The organism is Gammaproteobacteria bacterium (genome assembly GCA_029881255.1).
Classification (GTDB): domain Bacteria; phylum Pseudomonadota; class Gammaproteobacteria; order S012-40; family S012-40; genus JAOUMY01.
Window position 1 is genome coordinate 114,737 of record JAOUMY010000002.1, and the last position, 20,913, is coordinate 135,649.

The window sequence follows — 20,913 nt, forward strand, 5'->3', positions numbered from 1 at the left end:
ATGTTTAGATCACTGACCATACACGACTTGCTTATCTGCAGGAATGTTCACAAAGCTATTCCTTGCCAGCAAGTCAACACCATAAGTGTTGGCGCCATTATACACCCAAATCCCCATGTCGCCGCTGTTCACAATATCGTTATCGCTGATATTGGCGCCGGAGTTTGAGCCATACAAGGTTATCGCCGCAGCCTTCTGACCAACCGTACTGCCGGCAAATTCAATGACGCTATTACTGATTCTGTTATCGATAGAATCTGTAAATACGAACTGTATGCCACCCCATGCGCCGGGACTTTGGTTCTTGCTGGTAAACACAATCGGGGTATCGGTTTCGCCCACGGCAGAAAACGTACCGTCGCTGTCTACATTGATATACACATTGCTATCAGCAACCATAGTGACGCCAGGTGAGACGCTTAGTGCGGCACGGATGTTCAGCGTATTACTGTAGTGATAATCCACGCCTATCGCCTGCCAAACACTATCCTGTACAAGCTGGTTGTTCGTTATCTCAACTTTGTCGAAGGTATTTCCGGTAAATGACGAACTGTCATTCAGCACATGCACAGAGGAAATCTCAATGCGACCGCTGGCACCTTCGTTTTCAGTAATGCTATTGTTTTCGAACGTTATGATATTGCCGTCACCATAGAAATCAAATCCGTAGGCGCCGCTCTTACGCAGAGTGGAATTTTTTACGCTTAAGCGATTTGTCTGATGATAGGTGTAAAGATTGCCATCGCCATTGGTATCGCCTCTTCCGCCATATTCAATCGTAACGTACTCAAGTGCATTGTTAACGCTATTGGAATCGTAGAAACCGAGTCCGTTCCAGGTACCCGGGGTTGGGCTGACGGCAGTCAATAGTATCGGCCTGGATTCCGTCCCAATTGCACGCAGACTGCCTGTCGATTCAACCCGCATACTGCCATTGGTTTCAAATATTAGCTTGGCACCTGCAGCAAGCACCAGATCTGTCTCTACGATTATCGTGCCGCTACGATACGGAACGCCAATCGCACGCCATGTCTGAGGATCGCTTATCCTTTGGTTGCTGCCAGTCGCAATATAGTCTTTGGTATTTCCGGCATAGACACTCTCGGTATCGAGCTTGCCAAACAAATTCGCTGGCAACTTTGCGGTGGTGTCGTTGTTGTATAGCCTGTTGCCGGAAAATGCATCGAGCAAAGTTCCATCGTAAAGCTCAAGTCCATAAGCACTACTGTGACGCAGATGCAAATGCCTCAACTGCAAACGTGTCGTACCACCAAAACTGACAATATTGGCAGTACCGTTGCGACTGTTTCCTGCGTATTCAATATAGGCATGACTCAACTGATTTCGAGCATTGTTGGAACCATAGAAAATAATGCCATTCCAGTATCCCGGTGTATGACTGGCCGCCGTCATGAAAATAGGCTTTTGCGCCTGTCCATTCGCGGTCAGCGAACCATCACTCTGCACGCGTATTCCGGCATTGCTGTTAAAAATTAGCGTCACGCCAGGCAGTATTGAGAGATTGGCGTTATTCTCGACACTGATATCCCGCGTAACGACATTACAAGGCGCTGAAATCGTCGTATTAACCCGTATGTCGCTATCGATCACGCCATCGCAACTTCTATTGGCGAGGCGAACAATAGTAGAACTCACGCCCAATGATGCATTTCCTGCCAGGGAGTCCAGCGTAATCATAAAAGTTTCATCCGCCTCATTGAGTTTGTCTCCTCTCACAGGAATGACAATTTCCTTGTTTTGCGCGTCTCCTGCTGCCCAACTCAGAGTGCCGGAAACACTTTCATAGTCCTCGCCCGCTATCGCCGATACATCAGCTGTCTGAAAATTAACGCTAAGCGCAGATGACGCATCACCACTGCGGATAACCTGTACCAGCACACCGCCATCGGCTTCAGTCGCGCTGTATGATGCATTGGCAAAACCCACTTTTGCCGAGCTCGATTGACTGTCGTTAAAAGTAAAATGTGCGCGATTGGCCGGTGCCTCACGATTTCCAGCTCTGTCCACGCCAAAGAAACGTAACTCTGTATCCTGTTCCAGCCGGAATGCGCTGGTATACACGGTTGAGTTCAATCCCGGTTCGCTTCCATCGAGAGTGTAATGAATCGCACGACACCCGGAACCGTAACCGTCATCACATCGCAAACTGACCAGTATCGGCGCAGTGTAACTACCTCCAACGGGTGAAACGCTGCTAACGGGAGGACGCGTATCGGCCGGATCTTCGCTCAGCGTTGTAGCGCAAACGAAATCACTCATTGCAGATTCATTACCCACCGCGTCGACTGCGCTGACTCCATAGCAATACTGTGTATCAGGACGCAGCTCGTTGTCCTCAAATCCTGTGGCGAACACACTGGCGATTCGACTCGCGGTTTCATCGGCCAAACGCCGATAGATGGTATAAGCGCGTACATCGTTACTTGGCGATGCCGTCCATTGCAAAGACAGGCTACTTGAGGTGTGAGATGTCACGCTGAGCTGACTAATCGGCGCAGGCGCTTGCGTATCGTTGTCATTTTGAGCAGTGACACAGGCTTCGGCGCTTTTTTCACTTCGATTTCCTGCGCCATCGACAGCTTCTACCACATAACAATATTGCACCCCGGAAGTCAGTCCACTATCGACAAATACCGGATAAGGCGTGGCGCCAAGTAACACGTCGTCTCGATAGACATTGTAGGCTGCAACGCCGATGTTATCCGTTGCCACATTCCACAAAACAAACGTTTTTCCCTGTCCTGCATTAAGCGCAACCACGTCTTGTACTTGCTGAGGCGCCAGCGCATCTTCGTCAGCAAGACTGTTCCCCAGATCCAGGCGTAGCAACGTACCTTGTATGTTCAGTTGTGGATTTATGATGTTCACGGTGACGTTGTAGCGGTTATAACTAACGTGAAGCTGATCAAGCACCTGATCAAAGCCGGTACCGTCAGCATCGAATTCCGAGTTTAGAAAATCAAAATCACTTGCTACACCGAGTTCATCGTACAAGCTTGCCAACAATGCTTCTAGCGCTACAACATTCGCATCGATTGCCTCTCTGGCCGGTGCGTTCACAATCGTTTCGTCTGACTCAAAATCCTGATCAATATCTCTATCCTGCACAGCAAACCAATTGCGTAATACGAGATCCGAGATGGGGTGAATATTTGTCACGCCACCGGCATAGGCAATACTGTAAAGACTTTTTGTTTCCGTCGTCTTTGCGCGGAGTAAAAATGGCGGTGCCATGTTTTGTAGCGTTACCGCGTAGTGACCGTCGTTGTCTGTAGTCACTGACTGACGTCTACCGTTGACGTCACGTATGACAACTTCCGTATTGCCGAGCGCGGCGCCAACCGCAACAGTTCCTCTCAAACCGGTTCCATCGATACCGTCACCTCCTCCACAACCCTGGAACAAGGCGATGATCACCCCTGATAAAAATACTTTCTTACATCCGTTTAAGAGTCTCATTACCTAATCCTCTTGTTTATCGTTCTGGAAAAAATAAACTCCCACGCCAACTCTCCCCTTTGTCTCATCATTGTCGGCAGAGATATTTTTCTTGCGCTCCGCCAACCATTGATCAAACTCCACCAGCAAATCCATAGATCGCTGATGACTAAATTCTCTGAATTCTTCGATGATGCTGAGCGGCATCTCGTGATATGTCACCTGACGCTGAAAACGTGCATCTTTCTCATCCTGTGCAATATTGTGAACCGCTGTATCCAGATGATCGGCGACATGTTTGGATAGCACCCGTACCAGTTCTGGTTCATCCTTGCGCGGGATATAGCCCTTGTTCAGCAAACGAACATACTGTTTATCAACTCTCTCTACAGCGCCAACGCGAAGCAACTCATCAAGCACTGCGCGAGAACTGATATCACCGCTATAGCGCGTCACCAGTTCATCAAAACTGCCCGGCTCACCACGCAACGCCAATATTCTGGGTTGCCCTGTCGAATCGACGAATTCCGCATCCTGCATCCAGCCGCTAATGACGCGTGTTGCGCGATTTAATGGTCCACGCGTCTGTGGCGCCTCATCGGCAGGAACCTCACTCAGGCGCACCACTTCCTTACGACTCAAGCCCGTGATCACCGCAACATGGGAATGGGTCGGCGCACGACCGGGAATCGCGAAATCTGTTTTCGCCACATGCACGTAGGAACGGCGGGCGATCTCGGAAAATTCGCTGTGTGACATGTCGAAGCGCAGCAGCAGCCGGACCAGTGGGTTCAGCATATTAAAAACCGCCTTGCTTAGGGTTGTTTTGATATCTCTCATATGCGGGAAAATAATCCCACGTGTGAGATTTGTCAATATTTCACGGGATTATTTTCCCGCATATCTTGACCTGTACGATAGACAATACATGAATTTGCGTTCATATCTTTTTGTATTTTTTATTATTATGAATTTTATCCAAGATAAAATCTACGCTGCAAATTCAAGCAGGGGAATTCCTCCCCAACGATACGCCGTGAAAACCGCTGAGGCTATGAGTTGGGAACGCGATATACATCCGGAACCGATCTTGCTGCATAGCCTTTCGAAAATCCGATTTTCTGCCAACTAAGGAGTGCTATGCGCTTCCTCATTCTCACCGCAATCTCGACATTATTGATGACGCCATATTCTGCATGGTGCGCGCAGACCATCGATGCGGATGGATTTGATCGTCTCTCTCAATCGGGCGTAAGCATCGACCGTGCGTGGAAGAATCTAGGGCCATCCCTCGCCGGTGGAGATTTTAATTTTTTGTTTGATATTGGCGGCTACAGTACAGATTCCGTGTTTGCGATTCCTACCGATACTGGTCAGGAGCAACGAGTAGTTGATCAAGTGCAGGGGCTTTTTTCTCTTGCCTTGAATATCAAGGATCTGAGTGTCGGAGGCTTTCTTATTGGAGAGCAACTTCAACTCAACACTAATACAGACACCGCAATGCCCTCTTGCGATAGCCCGGACTTTCAACGACAGTGGCGAAAATCAGATTTCGTGACAGGAATTCGTACAGCTTATCGTGAAAAATTTAGATTCATTTTTGGTTACCACGTTCTCGAAAACCCGATAGTTAACACCGACGGCTCAGGAAACAGGGTGTTCTCCTCTACCTTAAACCCAGATACTAATTGTCCTGTGACTTATACCAGCACACATGAATACTACAGCGAGTTTTCACTCAACGGGTACCAGTTACGAAGCGCAATTAGTAACTGGGTACTGCAACGTCTAGGTCTGTCGCGGAGATTTGGCTTACCAGTAGAATTCGGTTCGCTCGAACCCGAAGTGAAATATGTTCGCGCTAGCAAAACCATTCAGATTGGCCTTGTTTATCGTGACGACAAGTATCTGGTCAATCACGACCTTCAGCTTGAAGCCTATATACATGCTAATTCAGATGAGTTCAGCATTGATGGTCTATTGTTTACCTACCGTTTACCATTGCTTAGCTGGAAAAAGTATTGGGGCAACACCAACAAGCGAAACATTCTCGTCTGGTCGGGAGACAAAGGAGGAATCAGTTTAGACGTCGAGGCCTCATACTCGAATGAAGTATTTTCCAACATGCTCGGATACTCCTGGCGCTTTACGGTTAAAGAATTTTTTCTATTTGATGAAGTACGCTTTGGCGGCTCACGTAATCACTATCCGATACTACTACGTTTGCCATTACGCAATGAAACCTTGAGCTATATGGAAATGTCAGTTCGCTTCTAAGTCGCCACTCCCAGTCACTTTAGTAAGACGTGGTTCGACGGAAAGTTCTCTTTAATGCATTGACCAGGGTTATTCACGACACTCGCTATTCGAGGCAATGTCACAATCATTTGGCACACTCGAGCGGAATCTGAAATAATGCCTGGCGGGCAACCAATAGACCGGAACCACGGACGACACTATGGAAAACGACAAACTGGGAAAATCAGTAGCAATAATTGGTGCCAGCTATTCTGGACTGCTGGCTGCCAATGTTCTTTCCCCCTATTTTGACAAGGTAACCTTGATAGACAGAGACGACATCCCGTTAGGAACAATCAACACCCATCGTCGCTATACACCTCAGTCGTATCATACTCACGTCCTGCTCTCGGGCGGCTTGCGGGCGCTGGAAGATATCCTGCCCGGCATACGCGAACGACTACTAAAGGAAGGCTCAATCGTCTCCGACGCGCTAGCCAATGTGCGTTCTCTCTTTACCAAGGGTTGGCTACCGGTAACGCGAAGCGAGATCGAAATATTTTCTCAGTCACGCAGCCTGCTGGAGGGAGTCATCAGACAAATGACAGTGGAGCGGGTAAAAAATCTGATACTCAAACCGCGCACGCGTTTAAGTCGTCTGGTGCTCAGTCCACTCGGGGACCACACCCTTGCCCTTGAAGACGAAAACGGCACGGGTCAATATACGTTCGATTTTGTTGTCGACGCACGTGGGCAGACGAGCGATATTTCCGGCCTGCTTGATTCAATTGGAATCAGCACCCGTAGCATTCATATGAAGCCAAACATCACCTATATCACCGCCTGGCTACCAAGTGTCAATACGCCGGAGAACACCAATGGCCTGATCATTCTTCCCAGAGTAACTGAAGGCCCTACTGGGGGAGGATTATTCAAGATTGAAAATGGACAGACTATGTTTACCCTCTACGGGTATAACAAAAACATTCCACCGCGTGAATGGATCGATATTCTCTCATGCAGTCATGGACTATTGTCAGACATGCTTTATCAGGCGGTAAAAGACGCCGCTCCTGATCGAATCGATGTCTTCAAAAAGTCGGAGACTAAGATAAACTACTACGCGAAGACAGGAGACTGGCCTCACAATATTTTAGTTGTAGGAGACGCCGTTTCATCTTTTAATCCGGTATATGGACAGGGTATGGCGACCAGCGCAATATCCTTACAGAAACTTAAACAGGGACTGGGAACGGCGAAACCCATAGCCAGTCTTCAACGGGATATCACACGTATTTATGAACAGGCCTGGTCGATTTCGGGTAACGAAGATTTACGTTGGCCAGACACGCAAACAGATTATCGCCAATTCGGTATCACGGCCATTCATCGTATTGGCGACATGATAAATCGCGCCGCAACAAAAAACCGAGATGTGGCCATTGCGTACATAAAAGTCTTACACATGTTGGAACCTCCCGAAACGATGTTTCGTCCGGATTTACTGCTCAAAATATTCGCTAACCAGAAGACGCCCGCCGAGGCAGAGCCGTGTTTGTTTTAGTATTCCTAGCTGTGTACAATCAACTTTTAGTGAGTTTCTCATTTGCAATTACTAGAACCAAAGCAGAATTTTTCCCCGATTAAATTTAGACAGACATAAAGTTTAGGTAGCTAACACACTATTCTTCACATATCTGCATTCGCACACAGGTCTTTTCTGCCACTCTTTCCCACAACACTTCTCCACCCAACTCATCTATACGTGTGCGTATATTGTTTAAACCCTTCCCTTTGATCCATTGCTGTGGCGAGCCAGACTTCCCATTGTCCGAAAAATTGATCTGAAAACGGTTTTCAGTAGAGACCATTTCGATAACGACTTCGTTCGCTTGCGCATGCCTAATAGCGTTGGTAAGTAACTCGCTGAGAATATAGTAAATATTAAACTGCTGACGTGGGGTAAGTGAAATTGCACTCTCGTCAACAAGCTTCCAGATGACTGACAATCGACCTATTTCTGCTCTTTTTTCAAACTCATCTTGCCACTCAAGCATCCAGACTTTAATGCTTTTCTTTCCGTTATCGTCAATCGTATAGATAATAGCTCTCAAGGTCTTTAAACAGTCTCTGACGCGTTCCCCAATATCTGTCCCGTCCGATAACTGCGCAATCGCCAGCAGCTTTCCGCCTAGTTCATCATGTAAGTCGCGCATAATACGTTTGCGCTCCTCCTCTCTTACACGCTCATGATGCCATTGAAGAGAAAGTAGCTCTTTTCCGATGTCATATATCTGTTGCAACAAGCCAAGGTCGTCGGCATTGAACAAATTCCGTCCACCATTTTTCAAATTCATGATAAGCCGAGTATCAATGCCTGGCACCTTGGTAGACAAGGCCAAACCCTCGTCTAATAACAAATGCCCTCCATCACTGTTTGCACGGTCTATCGATACAGGCCTGAACAAGGCTGACAATAAAGATCGCCAATTGTTCTCAACTTCATCTCGATTTCTATTCATGACGATACTGTTCAGTATCACCGGCACCGCATGCAAGATGCCGACACTATTTCGTGTACGTGAAAGAACAAACTGCCGCAGCGGCAAGTATACCCAGGCAACCAGAATAATACTGGAGAAGAATGCCAGGTTGCGACTGACATCCAGTACATACAACATAAACAGATCAATTAGCAAAAATAAGAAACCCAAGCCTATCCACGCAATGACGGGTTGCCAATATCGGTCAATTTCCATCAATCGATAGCGGGATACGCCAATCGCGACCCCTACATAAAACAAAAACATTAGAGAAAAAACCACTGATGCATCCACCTTCGGTACATTTCCAAGCATGACCGGAACAAAATAGATCGAGGTAGCAACACCCGTAGTAAAAAACGCAAAAAGCAGCGTCCAACGTATCGCCGTACGAGAAAGCGGGTTGTTTTTCGCCATCACCCATTGAACAATCATGAGGACGGTCATCATTACAAGCATCAACACATTGCTGTGAATATGGTAGGCATGTAGCGGCCATTCATATATCTGCCCAGTCTGATTTACCCACAGTCCCATCATAATCAGATACACCGTTATGACGTATCTGCGTCCAAATAGCTTTGTTGGGTAACAAGAAAATATTACCAGCAGCGAATACACAAAAAGAAGACTACCAAACGTACCAAGTACCGACAGTAGATAAAATAGTGTCGGATCTAGCGTTATCTCACGAGAGATGTAAATCGATGTGCTATAGACAATAATGTATGTACCTACACCAAGGAACAAGAAATACCTGGCGAAATATTCTTTTCTTCTAAAACTCCACACCATAACCGAAATTATAAGAGCACATATTGCAATAAGCTGCGTCAACCAGAATCGAAATGGGATCTTCATCAGTATGGAACCTGAGTTCCATTTTTTCAGCGAAACGGTATTCCCATCGATCAAAACAAGTTCTGGACTATTCATAAGTATTCTGTAGAACATCGTATGGTCTACAAAAAACTGGTTATACTGCTGATAGCTAGGCAATTGATCAGGAATCTCCAGCATATTTTTCACTGTCGTTTCCATACGCAGGTCAGAACCTCGCAAGGCAAGCACTCTCTTTCCGACAAGATCTTCAGAATAGGAGCCTGCCACGTCCACTACTTGAACCTGTTTACCTAGATCACTATTGACAACAGACAATCGTACGCCTGTCCATGGAATCCATGTTGCCAATACATAGATGGCTATCAACAACATCAGAACAGATACTAGAAAGACAAAATTTACGAGTTGTATAGGTGATTGCGTTTTCATGAAAAACTCACTACTCGATTGCTGTTTAACAAGGATAGTAACCGGTTTTTGGCAGCGAGAGAATAATGCAAAAGATGTCGCTCTTATACCAAGACGTTGACAACTTGTTTTCCGATTCCTGCGTGGTGAAGTATGGTCAGCAGTAGACACCTCAACGTTGATGAGCACTGGACTTCTCCACCCCCTATACAGGGGGGGAATAACTTGCCTTCTTCTGGCTATTCTTTTATTAATTACATAGTATCGTTATACCCAATAGTTTTAAGGTTTGAAATGAAATCAGCCCTGGTACTGGAAGATCACGACACAACCCGTTTGTGGTTGCAGTCGATTATTTCGGAAACACTCTCAATTGATGACATCGCGCTGACGACCACGCTTGAGCAGGCGAAACTGACATTGCTTGAGCGCGAATTTGATCTGGCCCTGGTAGATATCAATCTGCCTGACGGGGATGGGACTGAGCTTGTCCGATTGTTAGCGGAGTCACATAAAAACACCCATACCATCATGGTCACGATGTATGATGACGACCAACACTTGTTCGAGGCATTAAAGGCGGGGGCAAAAGGTTACTTGCTGAAGGACCAAAGCAGAAACGAGATCGCGCAGCGCCTAAAGGGAATAATCTCCGGAGAACCAGCACTGACCCCAAGCATCTCGCGACGCATTATTGCGCATTTCAATAAAGAAGTTCGGCCACAACAACATCACACACTTAGCGAAAGAGAAGTTGAAGTGTTGGTGCTTGTAGCAAAAGGTTTTCAACGGGCCGAGATTTCCGAACTGCTTTGTATAACAACCAACACCGCCTCCGGCTACATAAAAAATATTTACAAGAAACTTGAGGTGTCATCTCGCTCCGAAGCAGCGCTGGAGGCCGTGCGGCTTGGATTGATCAACTGAAAAACTATACGATTGTCATTAGCCCGATTTTTTCAACGAAGCCAATTCGCATGGATATAAGTCGTCAATCTAACTGGCGATCGATAACGCCAAACCATTTCACTCCTGTCCAAGTTTTTCGTCAACGCCCTGACTTTGGGACTTCTTTCTCCTATCAGCGACTATCCCGAAGCAGGGTATGCTTCCAACAGAATTCCCTACCCCCCAGATAGGGGATGCGAATTCCCCGGGGTCTACCGACTATGTATCTGGTGCACTATTTCCCGGCACTGTATAGCCGAACCGACCTTAACGAATTGAGGGGATTTGTATGTCTAGACTGATTACAACAGCAACACTTCTAACGGGGCTCGGACTCGCTACTGTTTTCATACCCGTTGCTGCTGCCCCGGCACCGACAGGAATTCCCGCTGGATCCGTGTTTGGACCGAGTCCTATCTATAGTCCGGGAATAAAGCCCAGTATGGTTGTTGACGAATTCGGACCGATAGACAGTGAATTATCAACTTCCAGGCGACAAGAAATCACTCGTGCAATCGCGGCCTGGAAAGCAGAAGGCATAAGTTACGGTGCCTATTTCGATATGACACGAATTGAGAGCGGCATAAAATATAGCTTATCAAGTGGCGCGCGTATTGATCTCGACGGTAGTTCCGCTACTCAAAGCGACGCAGGCGGTACGTATTACGAATTCTCGATTACTCGGAGCAGTTTCAAAAACTATTTGATTGACTCCGGAAAGCTGGCCATAGACCTTGGCGCTGAGCATATCTTTCTCGATGTCGGTAGCGTCGATTACAGTCAGGCCAGTTTTGATGCGGAAATCATCGCGGCGTTCGCTACTCATATCGGCAATCCAACATTCGATATTCGTTCACATCTAACAGGGCTAGGATATGCGACAACGAATGACATTGCTACTGCTGTAGGCAATGCAGATGTTACTTTAGTTAGCGACAGCTACTGGCAACAATGGGTGGCATACGACAAAGTCATCGAACGAGAATTTTTCAGTGCATGGACAAGCGCATTAAAGAGCTATGCCAGTTCTTTAGGAAAAACTGTTTATTTATCTGCAAATCGTTATATATCCGATGCCGATAATTTCATTGCAGCCGATCTGTTTGACTACACTCTGGCTGAAACATTTCTCGACACGCTAAACTACCCCTACCAAAACCTGTCCTATGCCTACAAGTCGGCTGTCGCGTTTGGAAAACGTTTCTGGTCCTGGAACGCTCCCGCTAACACAGCAACACTCAATGGAACAGGCGATCCGTACGCAACCGTCGCGGTGGGTAATCTCGATAAGCAGTTTATTGCAGAAGCCTACGCCAATGGTGGTATTTCTCAGGTAATGGGGGCTGGTTGGTCACACTATCACAACTACGGTTTTACACCTGCAGCGGTGGCACCTTACTATGCACTGGTCACAGGGCACTCCGATTTGTTTAATCATCCGGAAGCCGGTGAGATTGCCATTCTCTATACGGAAGCAGGCATCGCTACCGATCCCGGCGGTGTCGGTGGCTCATTCAAAGGCATAAGCATGATGCTGAGCCAGGCGCAAAGAGTGTGGGATGTTGTATTCGCAGCAGATACTTCACGACGAGATGGTAGCGAGACAATGACACTCGCCCAACTAAACAACTACAACGCGCTCGTGTTGCCTGGCACCTCGATGCTAAGTGATGCACAAATTACCATCCTGGAAAACTATCTGAACAACGGCGGAACCGTCATTGGTATGGGAAGCATCGCGACCCATGACGAAACTGGCGTCGATGTAAGCGCGACAAGAACATTTGATAACCATTTCGGCGTCGACAATGTAGATACGACGACGTATACCGGTACCCTCATTTCAATCCAATCTGATCTGGGGGCTGCGGCAAACACCAATTTACTGGCTTCGAGTGCAATCACCACGCAGGTCAGCGCTTTCAAGACGGCAATAGATAGTAGCGTCGCACCAGAAATCACGACCACGCTGCCAGCGACCGTTCATCTGACTCGTTTTGAGGTTAGCGCCGATGGCTCACATATTTATCACCTGGTGAATACCAACTTTAACCTGGTCAGCAATACGACAACTCCCGTGGCTGCAGGCGAAACGCTAACGCTGCCAGTACCACCCAACTATGCAGGTACTATCAATATCGATATCGTGTCTCCAGAAGCGGCAGTGGCGACATTGACCTCAACAGGCACTGGCGCGACTCGCACCGTTACCCTGCCTACTCTCAATGTGTGGGCCATAATCAAAGTCGGTAGCGCTATGCCGACCAATACCAGTCTTGATCACAAACCGTGGTCACAGATTCATCTTGTCGATAACGCGGCGGCAAGCATTGATGACAGTACCGCAACAGGAGGCTATCGCCCCGACACATTGAACATCACAGGTGATATCGAATGGGATAATTGGTATTGGAAAGGCGGCAGCCACGATACCGTACCGTTCAATATTCCTTTCTTTGCCAGCGATGATATAGGTCTGGGATCGATCACACTATTTTATCGCCACAGCACTGACAAGGTTAGCTGGAGTTCATGGGCGGCGTATCAAACACTGGATGTCAGCGCCGCAGGAAGTACAAGCATTGATGTGTTTAGTTTCAATGCGCCTCTCGGAGAAGGACACTACCAGTTCTATACACAAGCGAGCGATAGCGCCGGCCAACTGGAGTCCGTTGTTGCGGGCGACAAAACAGGCTACGGTGTAGACAGCACTCCCCCGGAGCCACCAGCAAGTTTTGTTGCTGCAGGTGGCGTGAGTACTGGATATTGGCAGAACAGCGTTGATACGCCAGTGTTTAGCTGGACAAGCGCGATAGACAACCTTTCTGGCGCCTCGCAAAATATCCATCTCAGTTTGCGAAATTCACTCGGCACGACAGTCGCCAACTGTGTTTTGCTTGGCGGCGAAACTCAGTGGAATACCGCGACGGAATGTTCTCCTGGCGATACAGTTATCGTACCCGGTAGCCTGGCAAATGGTCGTTATGAAGTGTTTTTTAGAACACAGGATAAATCCGGCAACTGGAGTGATCATTATCCCGTATTTAGCTTTATGTACGGCACCAATACCTTGTCTGATGTCGTCAATCCCGTAATCGAAGTCGGCGATGGTCAGCTAAAAATCAGTTGGACAGCACCGACGGTTATCAACTATACGCATGTACAAATCTACAAAAAATCTGCCAGCGATAATGTCAGTGAGTGGATAAACCCGTATCTCACGCCAGATGCTACGACTAACTGCTACATTATTTCTGGACTGACTAATGGCGTCAGCTATGACTTGATGCTCGAAAGTGCCGGCACAGGCGTAACAGGCAACAGAGTGGAGCTCGCTTCTTCCTATACGCCGACCGTGTCTGGCGGTGTACTCTCGTGTACATCAGCGTCAACCGAACCAGCTCCTGTGACAGATCCACCCGCTGATCAGACAGACCAAACCAGTGGTAATCTCATCGAGGCACCGCTTGATGAATCTACTAGCGAAACAACACCAACTGACCCTATTCAACAGGAACCATCACCGTTGGATACCACAACAACAGATACCAGTACCAAAACAAAGAAGGGAGCCGTTAATATTTTTATACTGGCATTGTTGTGGCTTTTAACAATTTGTGTAAGGGGATGCGGCAAACGCCGTACTTCACTGCCATGTAGCTGAAGCCGAATTTTTTTGATATCACGTGTACGCGTTCGCAGCGTACACGTGATGGTGATTCAAGCATATCGGCGATAGATCGGTGAATCTTCGCCGTAACCAGTTGCTTTATTCCCGATACGCTATGGCGTGTACACCTATTTACTGAAATCAATTACTCCATGTCTAGAAGTACTTTGACCTCCAGAACACATCCGTCTCCGCTACTCCCGTTTTCCTCAACGGAATTCATGCGCCAAACCGCATCACCGCCGAGTTCCTGCGCTCGCAGACGTATGTGATGACACCCCCGCCCTGTCTGCCAGGTTTCCGGTGGTGAATCAACGCCATTATTATAAAAATGTAAGTACAGCCACGGATCAGTATAGCTAAGCTTGAAGGTAATCAGGGTTGCTGAGGAGTGTTTTAATGCATTGCTAACCGCCTCACTGCAAATGCGTGACAAATTTATTTTATAGTGAGAATTGAGTGTTATTGCGGGGATTTCGCTCGCAATATCATGCCTGAAATTAACGCCAGCGGCGTTTACCCGTTGCTCCATTTGCTGTACATAGCGCTCAAAATAGTCTTCCAGACTTTCCACTAAGGAATTGTCCAGACTGTAGACTACCTGCTTCAAGGAATCCAATGCCTGAAGCGCGCTGTTTTGAAGCGCCGGCGTCGGTGCCTGGTGCGAAAGAGTCAACAGGGAGCTGGCTACATCATCGTGAAGATCGCGCATAATCCGCTCGCGCTCCTTTTCCGTCGCTTGATTCTTGGCATCTTGAATACTGATAATTTCGCGACTCAGAGACAACAGCTGTTCAACAAATTGCAAATCTTCTTTTCCAAACAGACGCCTTCCCCGGTCTGCGCAGCATAGTACAATAACTCCCGGAGCACCTGGAACAGGAACCAACATATTTAACCCATTCTCGCCGAGCTCAGATTTACTTTGTGCTTTCATATCGACCAACCTGGCCTCTAGTGGTTGATACAAATCTTTCAACACCTTTCGCCATTTTGCACGAAACTCGGAATCGCTGTATTTACCCAGGCTAAGCGCAATCACATCGCGTGTTACATGTGAATTATCATCATGGCTTCTTTTTAGATACCGTTGATACAGCAATTGACGCAAAGGAAAATATAACCAGCCTGCCAGCAAAACCGATAAGGCGAGACTAATCGACTCGGAGGCGTTAACCACATAGGCGAGTAAAATATCTAAAACAAATACCAATACCCCACTGATCAACCACAACCACGTCAGCACCCACCACTTATCGAGTTCGAACAAGCCAAAACGAGAAACCCCAGCGCCGACTCCCAGGTAGAGTAACAACACGACGCCCAGCGTGTTCCATGGTGTGAGTATCGGTGCGCCGTTTAGAATCAATGGTACAAAATATAAAATCAGGCCTAGCCCGGTACTGATAGCTACGGCAAGCACAAACCAGGAAGTCGCCGCCCGCTCTATCGGTTTTCTGGCAGAACGTCGCCACTGTACCCAGGCAAAACTCAACACAAAAATGAACAACGGAATATTCGAGTGAATATGAAAAGTGTGGATAGGCCAGTCAAACCATTGACCCAGCTCATTAGCCCAAATCAATGTTGGTACAAGCAACATCAAAATGCCCAGTGGAAAACGACCGATACGCTGAGGATAAAACCATAACAGTGTAACAATCGCGTATCGAAATAAAAGCCCGCCAAAATGTCCGATAGAGGAAAGCATCAGGAAGATCTGAGCATCCATCGCAATATCACGCGAGACATACACCGATGTGCAGGACGTGATCAACAGAAATCCGAGTCCGGATGCGAGAAATAAGTGTGACTCTATCCGTCGTGTACCGTATGCCCACACGCCAATTCCAATCATGAAGGCGAAAATCCCAAAGGCATTGGTTAGCCAGAAACGTAGAGGTACATCACTCAACTCACGAATACGGGGCTGTAGTTCAACAGTTTCACCACTACTGAGGTATAAAATAATCTCGTTTCCGGCAACTATTTCATATAATTGTTCCTGATCGCTAAAAAAACGATTGTATAACGCAAAGGTCGCTAATTGATCAGGAATATCGACAGCGTTTTGCATACCCATATCCAGGGTAAAACCATTGCCACCTATGGCTCGTATCGTATCGCCTTGACGGATTTTATTCTCAAGCGATCTGTCAACCGAAGTAATAGCCAGAGCTCCGTCGATGAATGTCGTCTGTATTCCCAGTTCACGCTGCTCCAGCACCAGCATCAGTGTCACAAACAATTGAACAAGCACGAGCATACCCGCGAACAAAAGTACGCGCTGGGGGAGAATAATTGAATTTAAAGAAGTATGAATTGCCGCAATCCTCACCCCCTATATAGGGGGTATTACGTTTCTGTATTAAATCGTAATCAACTTTCTGTATTTTTTCTTTCCTCCTCTACACATATCACGAATAGCTGACTAAAATAAATACCTATGAAACGTGCACTAATACTTGAGGATCATGACTCCATCCAGATTTTGGTAAAGGAGGCATTGCAGGTGTCGCTTAATATCAAAGACATTGATATAGCCGCCACCATAGAACATGCCGATTTACTGATTGTCGAAAACCACTACGATATAGCCATCATTGATATCAATTTACCCGATGGCAACGGCTTGAACTTCGTTAGTCGATTGAAAGATCGATCCCCGGAAACCTATCCGGTAGTCCTAACTATCTACGATGACGACCACCATGTCTTTGAGGCGCTAAAAGCAGGTGCAAAAGGATATCTGACCAAGGAACAAGCACACACCGACTTAGTGCAACGGCTCAAAAGAATTCCTGTAGACGAGCCGCCGCTGGCGCCTTCTGTCTCACGGCGCATCATTACCTATTTCAATAGAGAGGGTAAACAGGGAAAACATACTCTAAGCGACCGGGAGGTTGAGGTGCTGGTACTTGTCTCAAGGGGATATCAACGTAGCGAGATATCAGAAATGCTTTCTATCACGACTAACACCACGTCTGGATACATTAAAAACATCTATAAAAAACTAAACGTGTCGTCGCGCTCTGAAGCTGCATTGGAGGCAGTAAGATTAGGCCTGGTGAGCTGATGCAGTGACTCTTTTCCGCTGGACATTTGCTCTCGAACCCTTGCAAATACTTCGTGTATCTTTGCCTATGTCAAAACGAAGCCGAAAACAACGTGTCGCACAAAATAGACAAAGGGTTGATACTCACGTACCAACCCCTTGTGATAAGTTTATTGCACCTGATGCATCCAGTAATTGTGCGAAGTCGTATACAGGTTTGTACCATCCAGGAACATATCCTGAAGATCGTACGAACCACTGTGCCATCCCAGTTTTACTGACGTCTCTGCGCCATCTGCCGCAGCAAACTTCACAAACTCCTTGTAGTCAACGCCAGTGGAAGGCGCCCGATTGAGCAGCGCATACACATCGCCGGCGCTATTCAGAGCAAAACCGGGGGCATTTGATTGCTCAGTCACAATCGTCGTAGTCGACGAAGATATGGTGTATTTCTTGATCGTGTGACTGCCATTAACCGGGATGCTGTAAAACAGATTGCTACCTGCGCCATCGACTTCCAGGTCACCGATATTCTGGGTCTCGGTCAACAAGGTCTCTGCAGTACCACCGGTCTTAAGTACCCGTTTTAGGCTAGCACCCTCGGTCCAATAGACATAGGCACCGCCCTGCATAATGCAACTGATGGTTGAAGCCGACGTATACAAGGTTGTCACCGTTCCATCTAGAAGACTTACTTCAAACACACGACCAGAACCTGCCGCATACAGACTTGTACCGTCTTTAGTAATCTTGTCGAGCAGAACACCAGGCGTGGCGAACGTCGTCTCTATCCAGTCAACCGTCATATCGACCGCGATTTTATGTATTGATGAAGAACCGCTTTTCACAACATAGAGAGCGTTATCAACATCATCGGCGACGACTTCAAGTGTCCCCGTCCCCATTGCAGCTAGTGATGTGTCCTGAACAGTTGTTATGATTGCACCGTCAAATCCTTTAAGCCCTGTACCATCGGCCCAGTACAAACTCGTCCCTAATCTTGCCACCGTGTTACCCTTGCGAGCACCGGTTGTGGTGAACTGCGTATAAGGCGCAAACGGCACGGTTCCTTTGATCGCGCTGTCGGCGCTGACGATACCGGTTCCATCGTCCAGCGTCGCAGCATAGTAATACAACACACCGTCCGTCAGACCCGTACTATCGGTGTACGCAGTTGAGGCACTGTAATTGACAGCCTCTGGGTCCGAACCAGCCACAGTAAACGGAAAAGTAGCAATTGGAACCCCTGCGGTGTCCACAGTCGGTGTCGTAGAACGATAGATGCGCAAGGTTATATCCCTGGACATCGGATTAATCCAGGCAATATTCAAATCCAATGCAGATGAGACGTTTCCACCATTCACCCCAACTCCTGGCGCAGCAACTACCGGTGTATCCTGTACCGATATCGGCAGAGTACCACCGGTAAGGTTGTAGGCCGCGACATTAATACTTGCCAATTGCGAATTCGTAAGACCGCTTACACTAGTTGTCAAACTCGCCCCTGCACCCGCATAAACGGCCTGGCCGTTTACCATGTAGAATTCAATGATCTCACCTACAGGCTTATCAATCGTTAATTGTACTTGTGTGTCCTTTGCCAATGTACTGACAACACCAACACTGGCCGGTGCGATTGGCGGAGCTTTAAAATAGGCCTCAGGTAGTTGAAATATTTTCCCGTAGGCCGTACCAACGAGATAGAATTCGTTTGCAGTCGCATCCCAAACAATTCCTCTACCTCTTTCGCCAGCAATTTGCTCAACACTGGAATCAAGTAGTGACATGCGATAGGTTCCAGCCTCACTAACAAAATACAACCAGTCACCGATCACTTCCAGCACGCCTTTCTTACTTGTAGTATTCTCAACACTGACATGCAACTTGATATCGGTTTCGGTTCCGGTGGATAGCAGTATTTCCCTTATAGGTTGATCCATACCTTTTTGCCAGGCATATAATTTAGTGCCATTTGCATTCAGTGCAATCTGCGTCGCTGGAACAGCGCTTTCAACCGTTGTCGAACCGCCCGCAACCGATACAGAAATAATGCCGTTTGTATCAGCGGCGTACAAAATTCCATTCGTCGCATCCAATTCAAGATCCGTAGCACCAACCAGGCCGGTTACCAGTTCAGTAAAACCGCCACCAGAAAATACATTGGCCTTTGCAACTTTGATGATGGTGCCACGCGTCAATACAAACAAATCGGAGTCGCTCTGCGCCATGTCGAAAATCGAATACGCCGAGGTCGTGCCCAATGTCAATGTTCCGGTACTCGTCGTGCTTCCAGTTGTTGCATCGTGTGAGTATTTGTAGACATTATAACCGGCACCGGAGTACTGGGTTGCTTTGTCCAGACTATCGACTGCGTAGGCGACCACACCGGTCCCTCCACCAACGGGATAGGCGACTACGGCTGAACCATCCAGCGGGTATTCGTATACAGTGCCGGCAGATTTGTTGAGCCAGAAAATACTGTTTCCTACTTTTTGAGGCTCAAGGTGAGCCACATAAGTTGAGGTTCCGTATTTCAAGGCAAAATCTGATAAAGACGGCGTATACGGTCTGATATCGTAATTGTTTGTTGCCGAGTAAAATTTCTTGGTCGTTCCAGACGCATCCGTATAGTCATATGCGGAATAAGTCTCTAACAGATAGTAGTAGACCAATGGATTACCAGCACCGTCGTAGTAGCTTGAAATAGTATGAACAAAATCGATCTGCCCGCCATCGGAGGCAGAATCGTGTATGAGTGTGGCGGTATCCGGTGTGGGGTTAGCGCTGTTAGAAACATAGTATCTGAATTGATTATGCCCCGCCAGATTGCCACGTCTGAGCGTAACGCTATCACCTTCCGTTTTATTGAAACTAAAGCTTCCGGCAGAATCACTCAACCTCAATCCACTCGTAAAACTCAATGACTGCGATTCGCTACTACCTTCCACTTTGCTTATCGCAAAATAGCACAGATTAGCGGTACATAACGTTGGGTTAAAAGTGTGAGAACCGCTTGTAAAAGGGCCGCCTTCTACTTTGGTTGCGGAACTTATTGTGTGCGGATAGATCGTCGACGTGTGATAGTAAACATTGTATCCCTGCCCCGTCGTCACCGGCCATTCAATCGTGGTCATTCTTCCCGTGGCAGAAATCGAAGCAAATTCGGTGGGTGCACCCAAGACTTTTATTGCAACCGGTTCAGAATATTCTGACATGAAACCTTGTGCATCACCCGCCTGAACACGCATATAAAGCGTAGCGTCACCATTTGCGTCCAAAGTTGGCGACAGGATACTCATATTTACGGTAATCGTTCCCTGGGCACTGTTCTGCTCAACCAGTTTGTAAGCGACGATGCCGTCTCTGAAAGTAGCTAGATCACTATTTGTGGAAAAGGAAATGCCATACGAGAATTGGGCGTCCATCCCGTCCAGGCTCAAGGTTAATTCCTCACCCAGCACCGAAAGAACTGTTGGCAAACTAGTCGGTATTGGAATCGAGCTACCGTCAACAATAGTCTCCTCTGTACCCGTAGTAGCATCCCCTCCAGGGTTATTGACGAGATCACCTAATGGGCCATTACAAGAAGATATTACTAAAACGAATGATGAGATAAGTAGATTCTTAGTGAAAGACATGAGTCACCCTGGACGTTTTTTTACAATTGTTTTAGGGATATCGGACGAAAGTATTATAGCGACAGCATATAAATGTGACTTTGCGCACACTATAGCCATAGTAGTATCGAT

General features: G+C 47.3%; 10 protein-coding genes. 5 read left to right on the plus strand and 5 right to left on the minus strand.

The annotated features are described in order from the left end of the window. Positions 1-9: 9 nt before the first annotated feature. Positions 10-3,480 carry a chitobiase/beta-hexosaminidase C-terminal domain-containing protein gene (locus OEZ43_05760; GenBank protein ID MDH5545078.1) on the minus strand — a complete coding sequence of 1,157 codons (3,471 nt, stop codon included), beginning with the start codon at positions 3,478-3,480 and terminating at the stop codon, positions 10-12. A gap of 3 nt (positions 3,481-3,483) precedes the next feature. Continuing rightward, entirely contained in the window at positions 3,484-4,299 is an 816-nt protein-coding gene (locus OEZ43_05765; GenBank protein ID MDH5545079.1) for a DUF6502 family protein, read from the minus strand. 300 nt (positions 4,300-4,599) lie between these two features. Here OEZ43_05765 and OEZ43_05770 point away from each other — a divergent pair, with 300 nt between their 5' ends. After that, positions 4,600-5,736 (plus strand): hypothetical protein, encoded by a 1,137-nt coding sequence (locus tag OEZ43_05770; protein ID MDH5545080.1) that lies wholly within the window; start codon positions 4,600-4,602, stop codon positions 5,734-5,736. A gap of 181 nt (positions 5,737-5,917) precedes the next feature. Beyond that, on the plus strand, positions 5,918-7,261 hold the full coding sequence (locus tag OEZ43_05775; protein MDH5545081.1) for a hypothetical protein: 1,344 nt from the start codon (positions 5,918-5,920) through the stop codon (positions 7,259-7,261). A 118-nt stretch (positions 7,262-7,379) separates the two neighbouring features. Here OEZ43_05775 and OEZ43_05780 read toward each other — a convergent pair whose 3' ends face one another. Then, positions 7,380-9,512 carry a hypothetical protein gene (locus OEZ43_05780; protein ID MDH5545082.1) on the minus strand — a complete coding sequence of 711 codons (2,133 nt, stop codon included), beginning with the start codon at positions 9,510-9,512 and terminating at the stop codon, positions 7,380-7,382. A 273-nt stretch (positions 9,513-9,785) separates the two neighbouring features. Here OEZ43_05780 and OEZ43_05785 point away from each other — a divergent pair, with 273 nt between their 5' ends. Both OEZ43_05785 and OEZ43_05790 read left to right on the plus strand, forming a co-directional pair. Then, entirely contained in the window at positions 9,786-10,418 is a 633-nt protein-coding gene (locus OEZ43_05785) for a response regulator transcription factor (GenBank protein MDH5545083.1), read from the plus strand. Between the two features lie 310 nt (positions 10,419-10,728). Then, positions 10,729-14,103, plus strand: a complete 3,375-nt coding sequence (locus OEZ43_05790) for a hypothetical protein (GenBank protein ID MDH5545084.1) — start codon at positions 10,729-10,731, stop codon at positions 14,101-14,103. 151 nt (positions 14,104-14,254) lie between these two features. On the opposite strand, the gene OEZ43_05795 is transcribed toward OEZ43_05790, so the two are convergent. Continuing rightward, entirely contained in the window at positions 14,255-16,369 is a 2,115-nt protein-coding gene (locus OEZ43_05795; protein MDH5545085.1) for a hypothetical protein, read from the minus strand. Between the two features lie 186 nt (positions 16,370-16,555). Here OEZ43_05795 and OEZ43_05800 point away from each other — a divergent pair, with 186 nt between their 5' ends. Then, the gene (locus tag OEZ43_05800) at positions 16,556-17,185 is read left to right on the plus strand and encodes a response regulator transcription factor (GenBank protein ID MDH5545086.1); all 630 of its coding nucleotides are present in this window, start codon (positions 16,556-16,558) and stop codon (positions 17,183-17,185) included. Between the two features lie 149 nt (positions 17,186-17,334). Here OEZ43_05800 and OEZ43_05805 read toward each other — a convergent pair whose 3' ends face one another. After that, positions 17,335-20,802 (minus strand): hypothetical protein, encoded by a 3,468-nt coding sequence (locus tag OEZ43_05805; GenBank protein MDH5545087.1) that lies wholly within the window; start codon positions 20,800-20,802, stop codon positions 17,335-17,337. Positions 20,803-20,913: the final 111 nt, after the last annotated feature.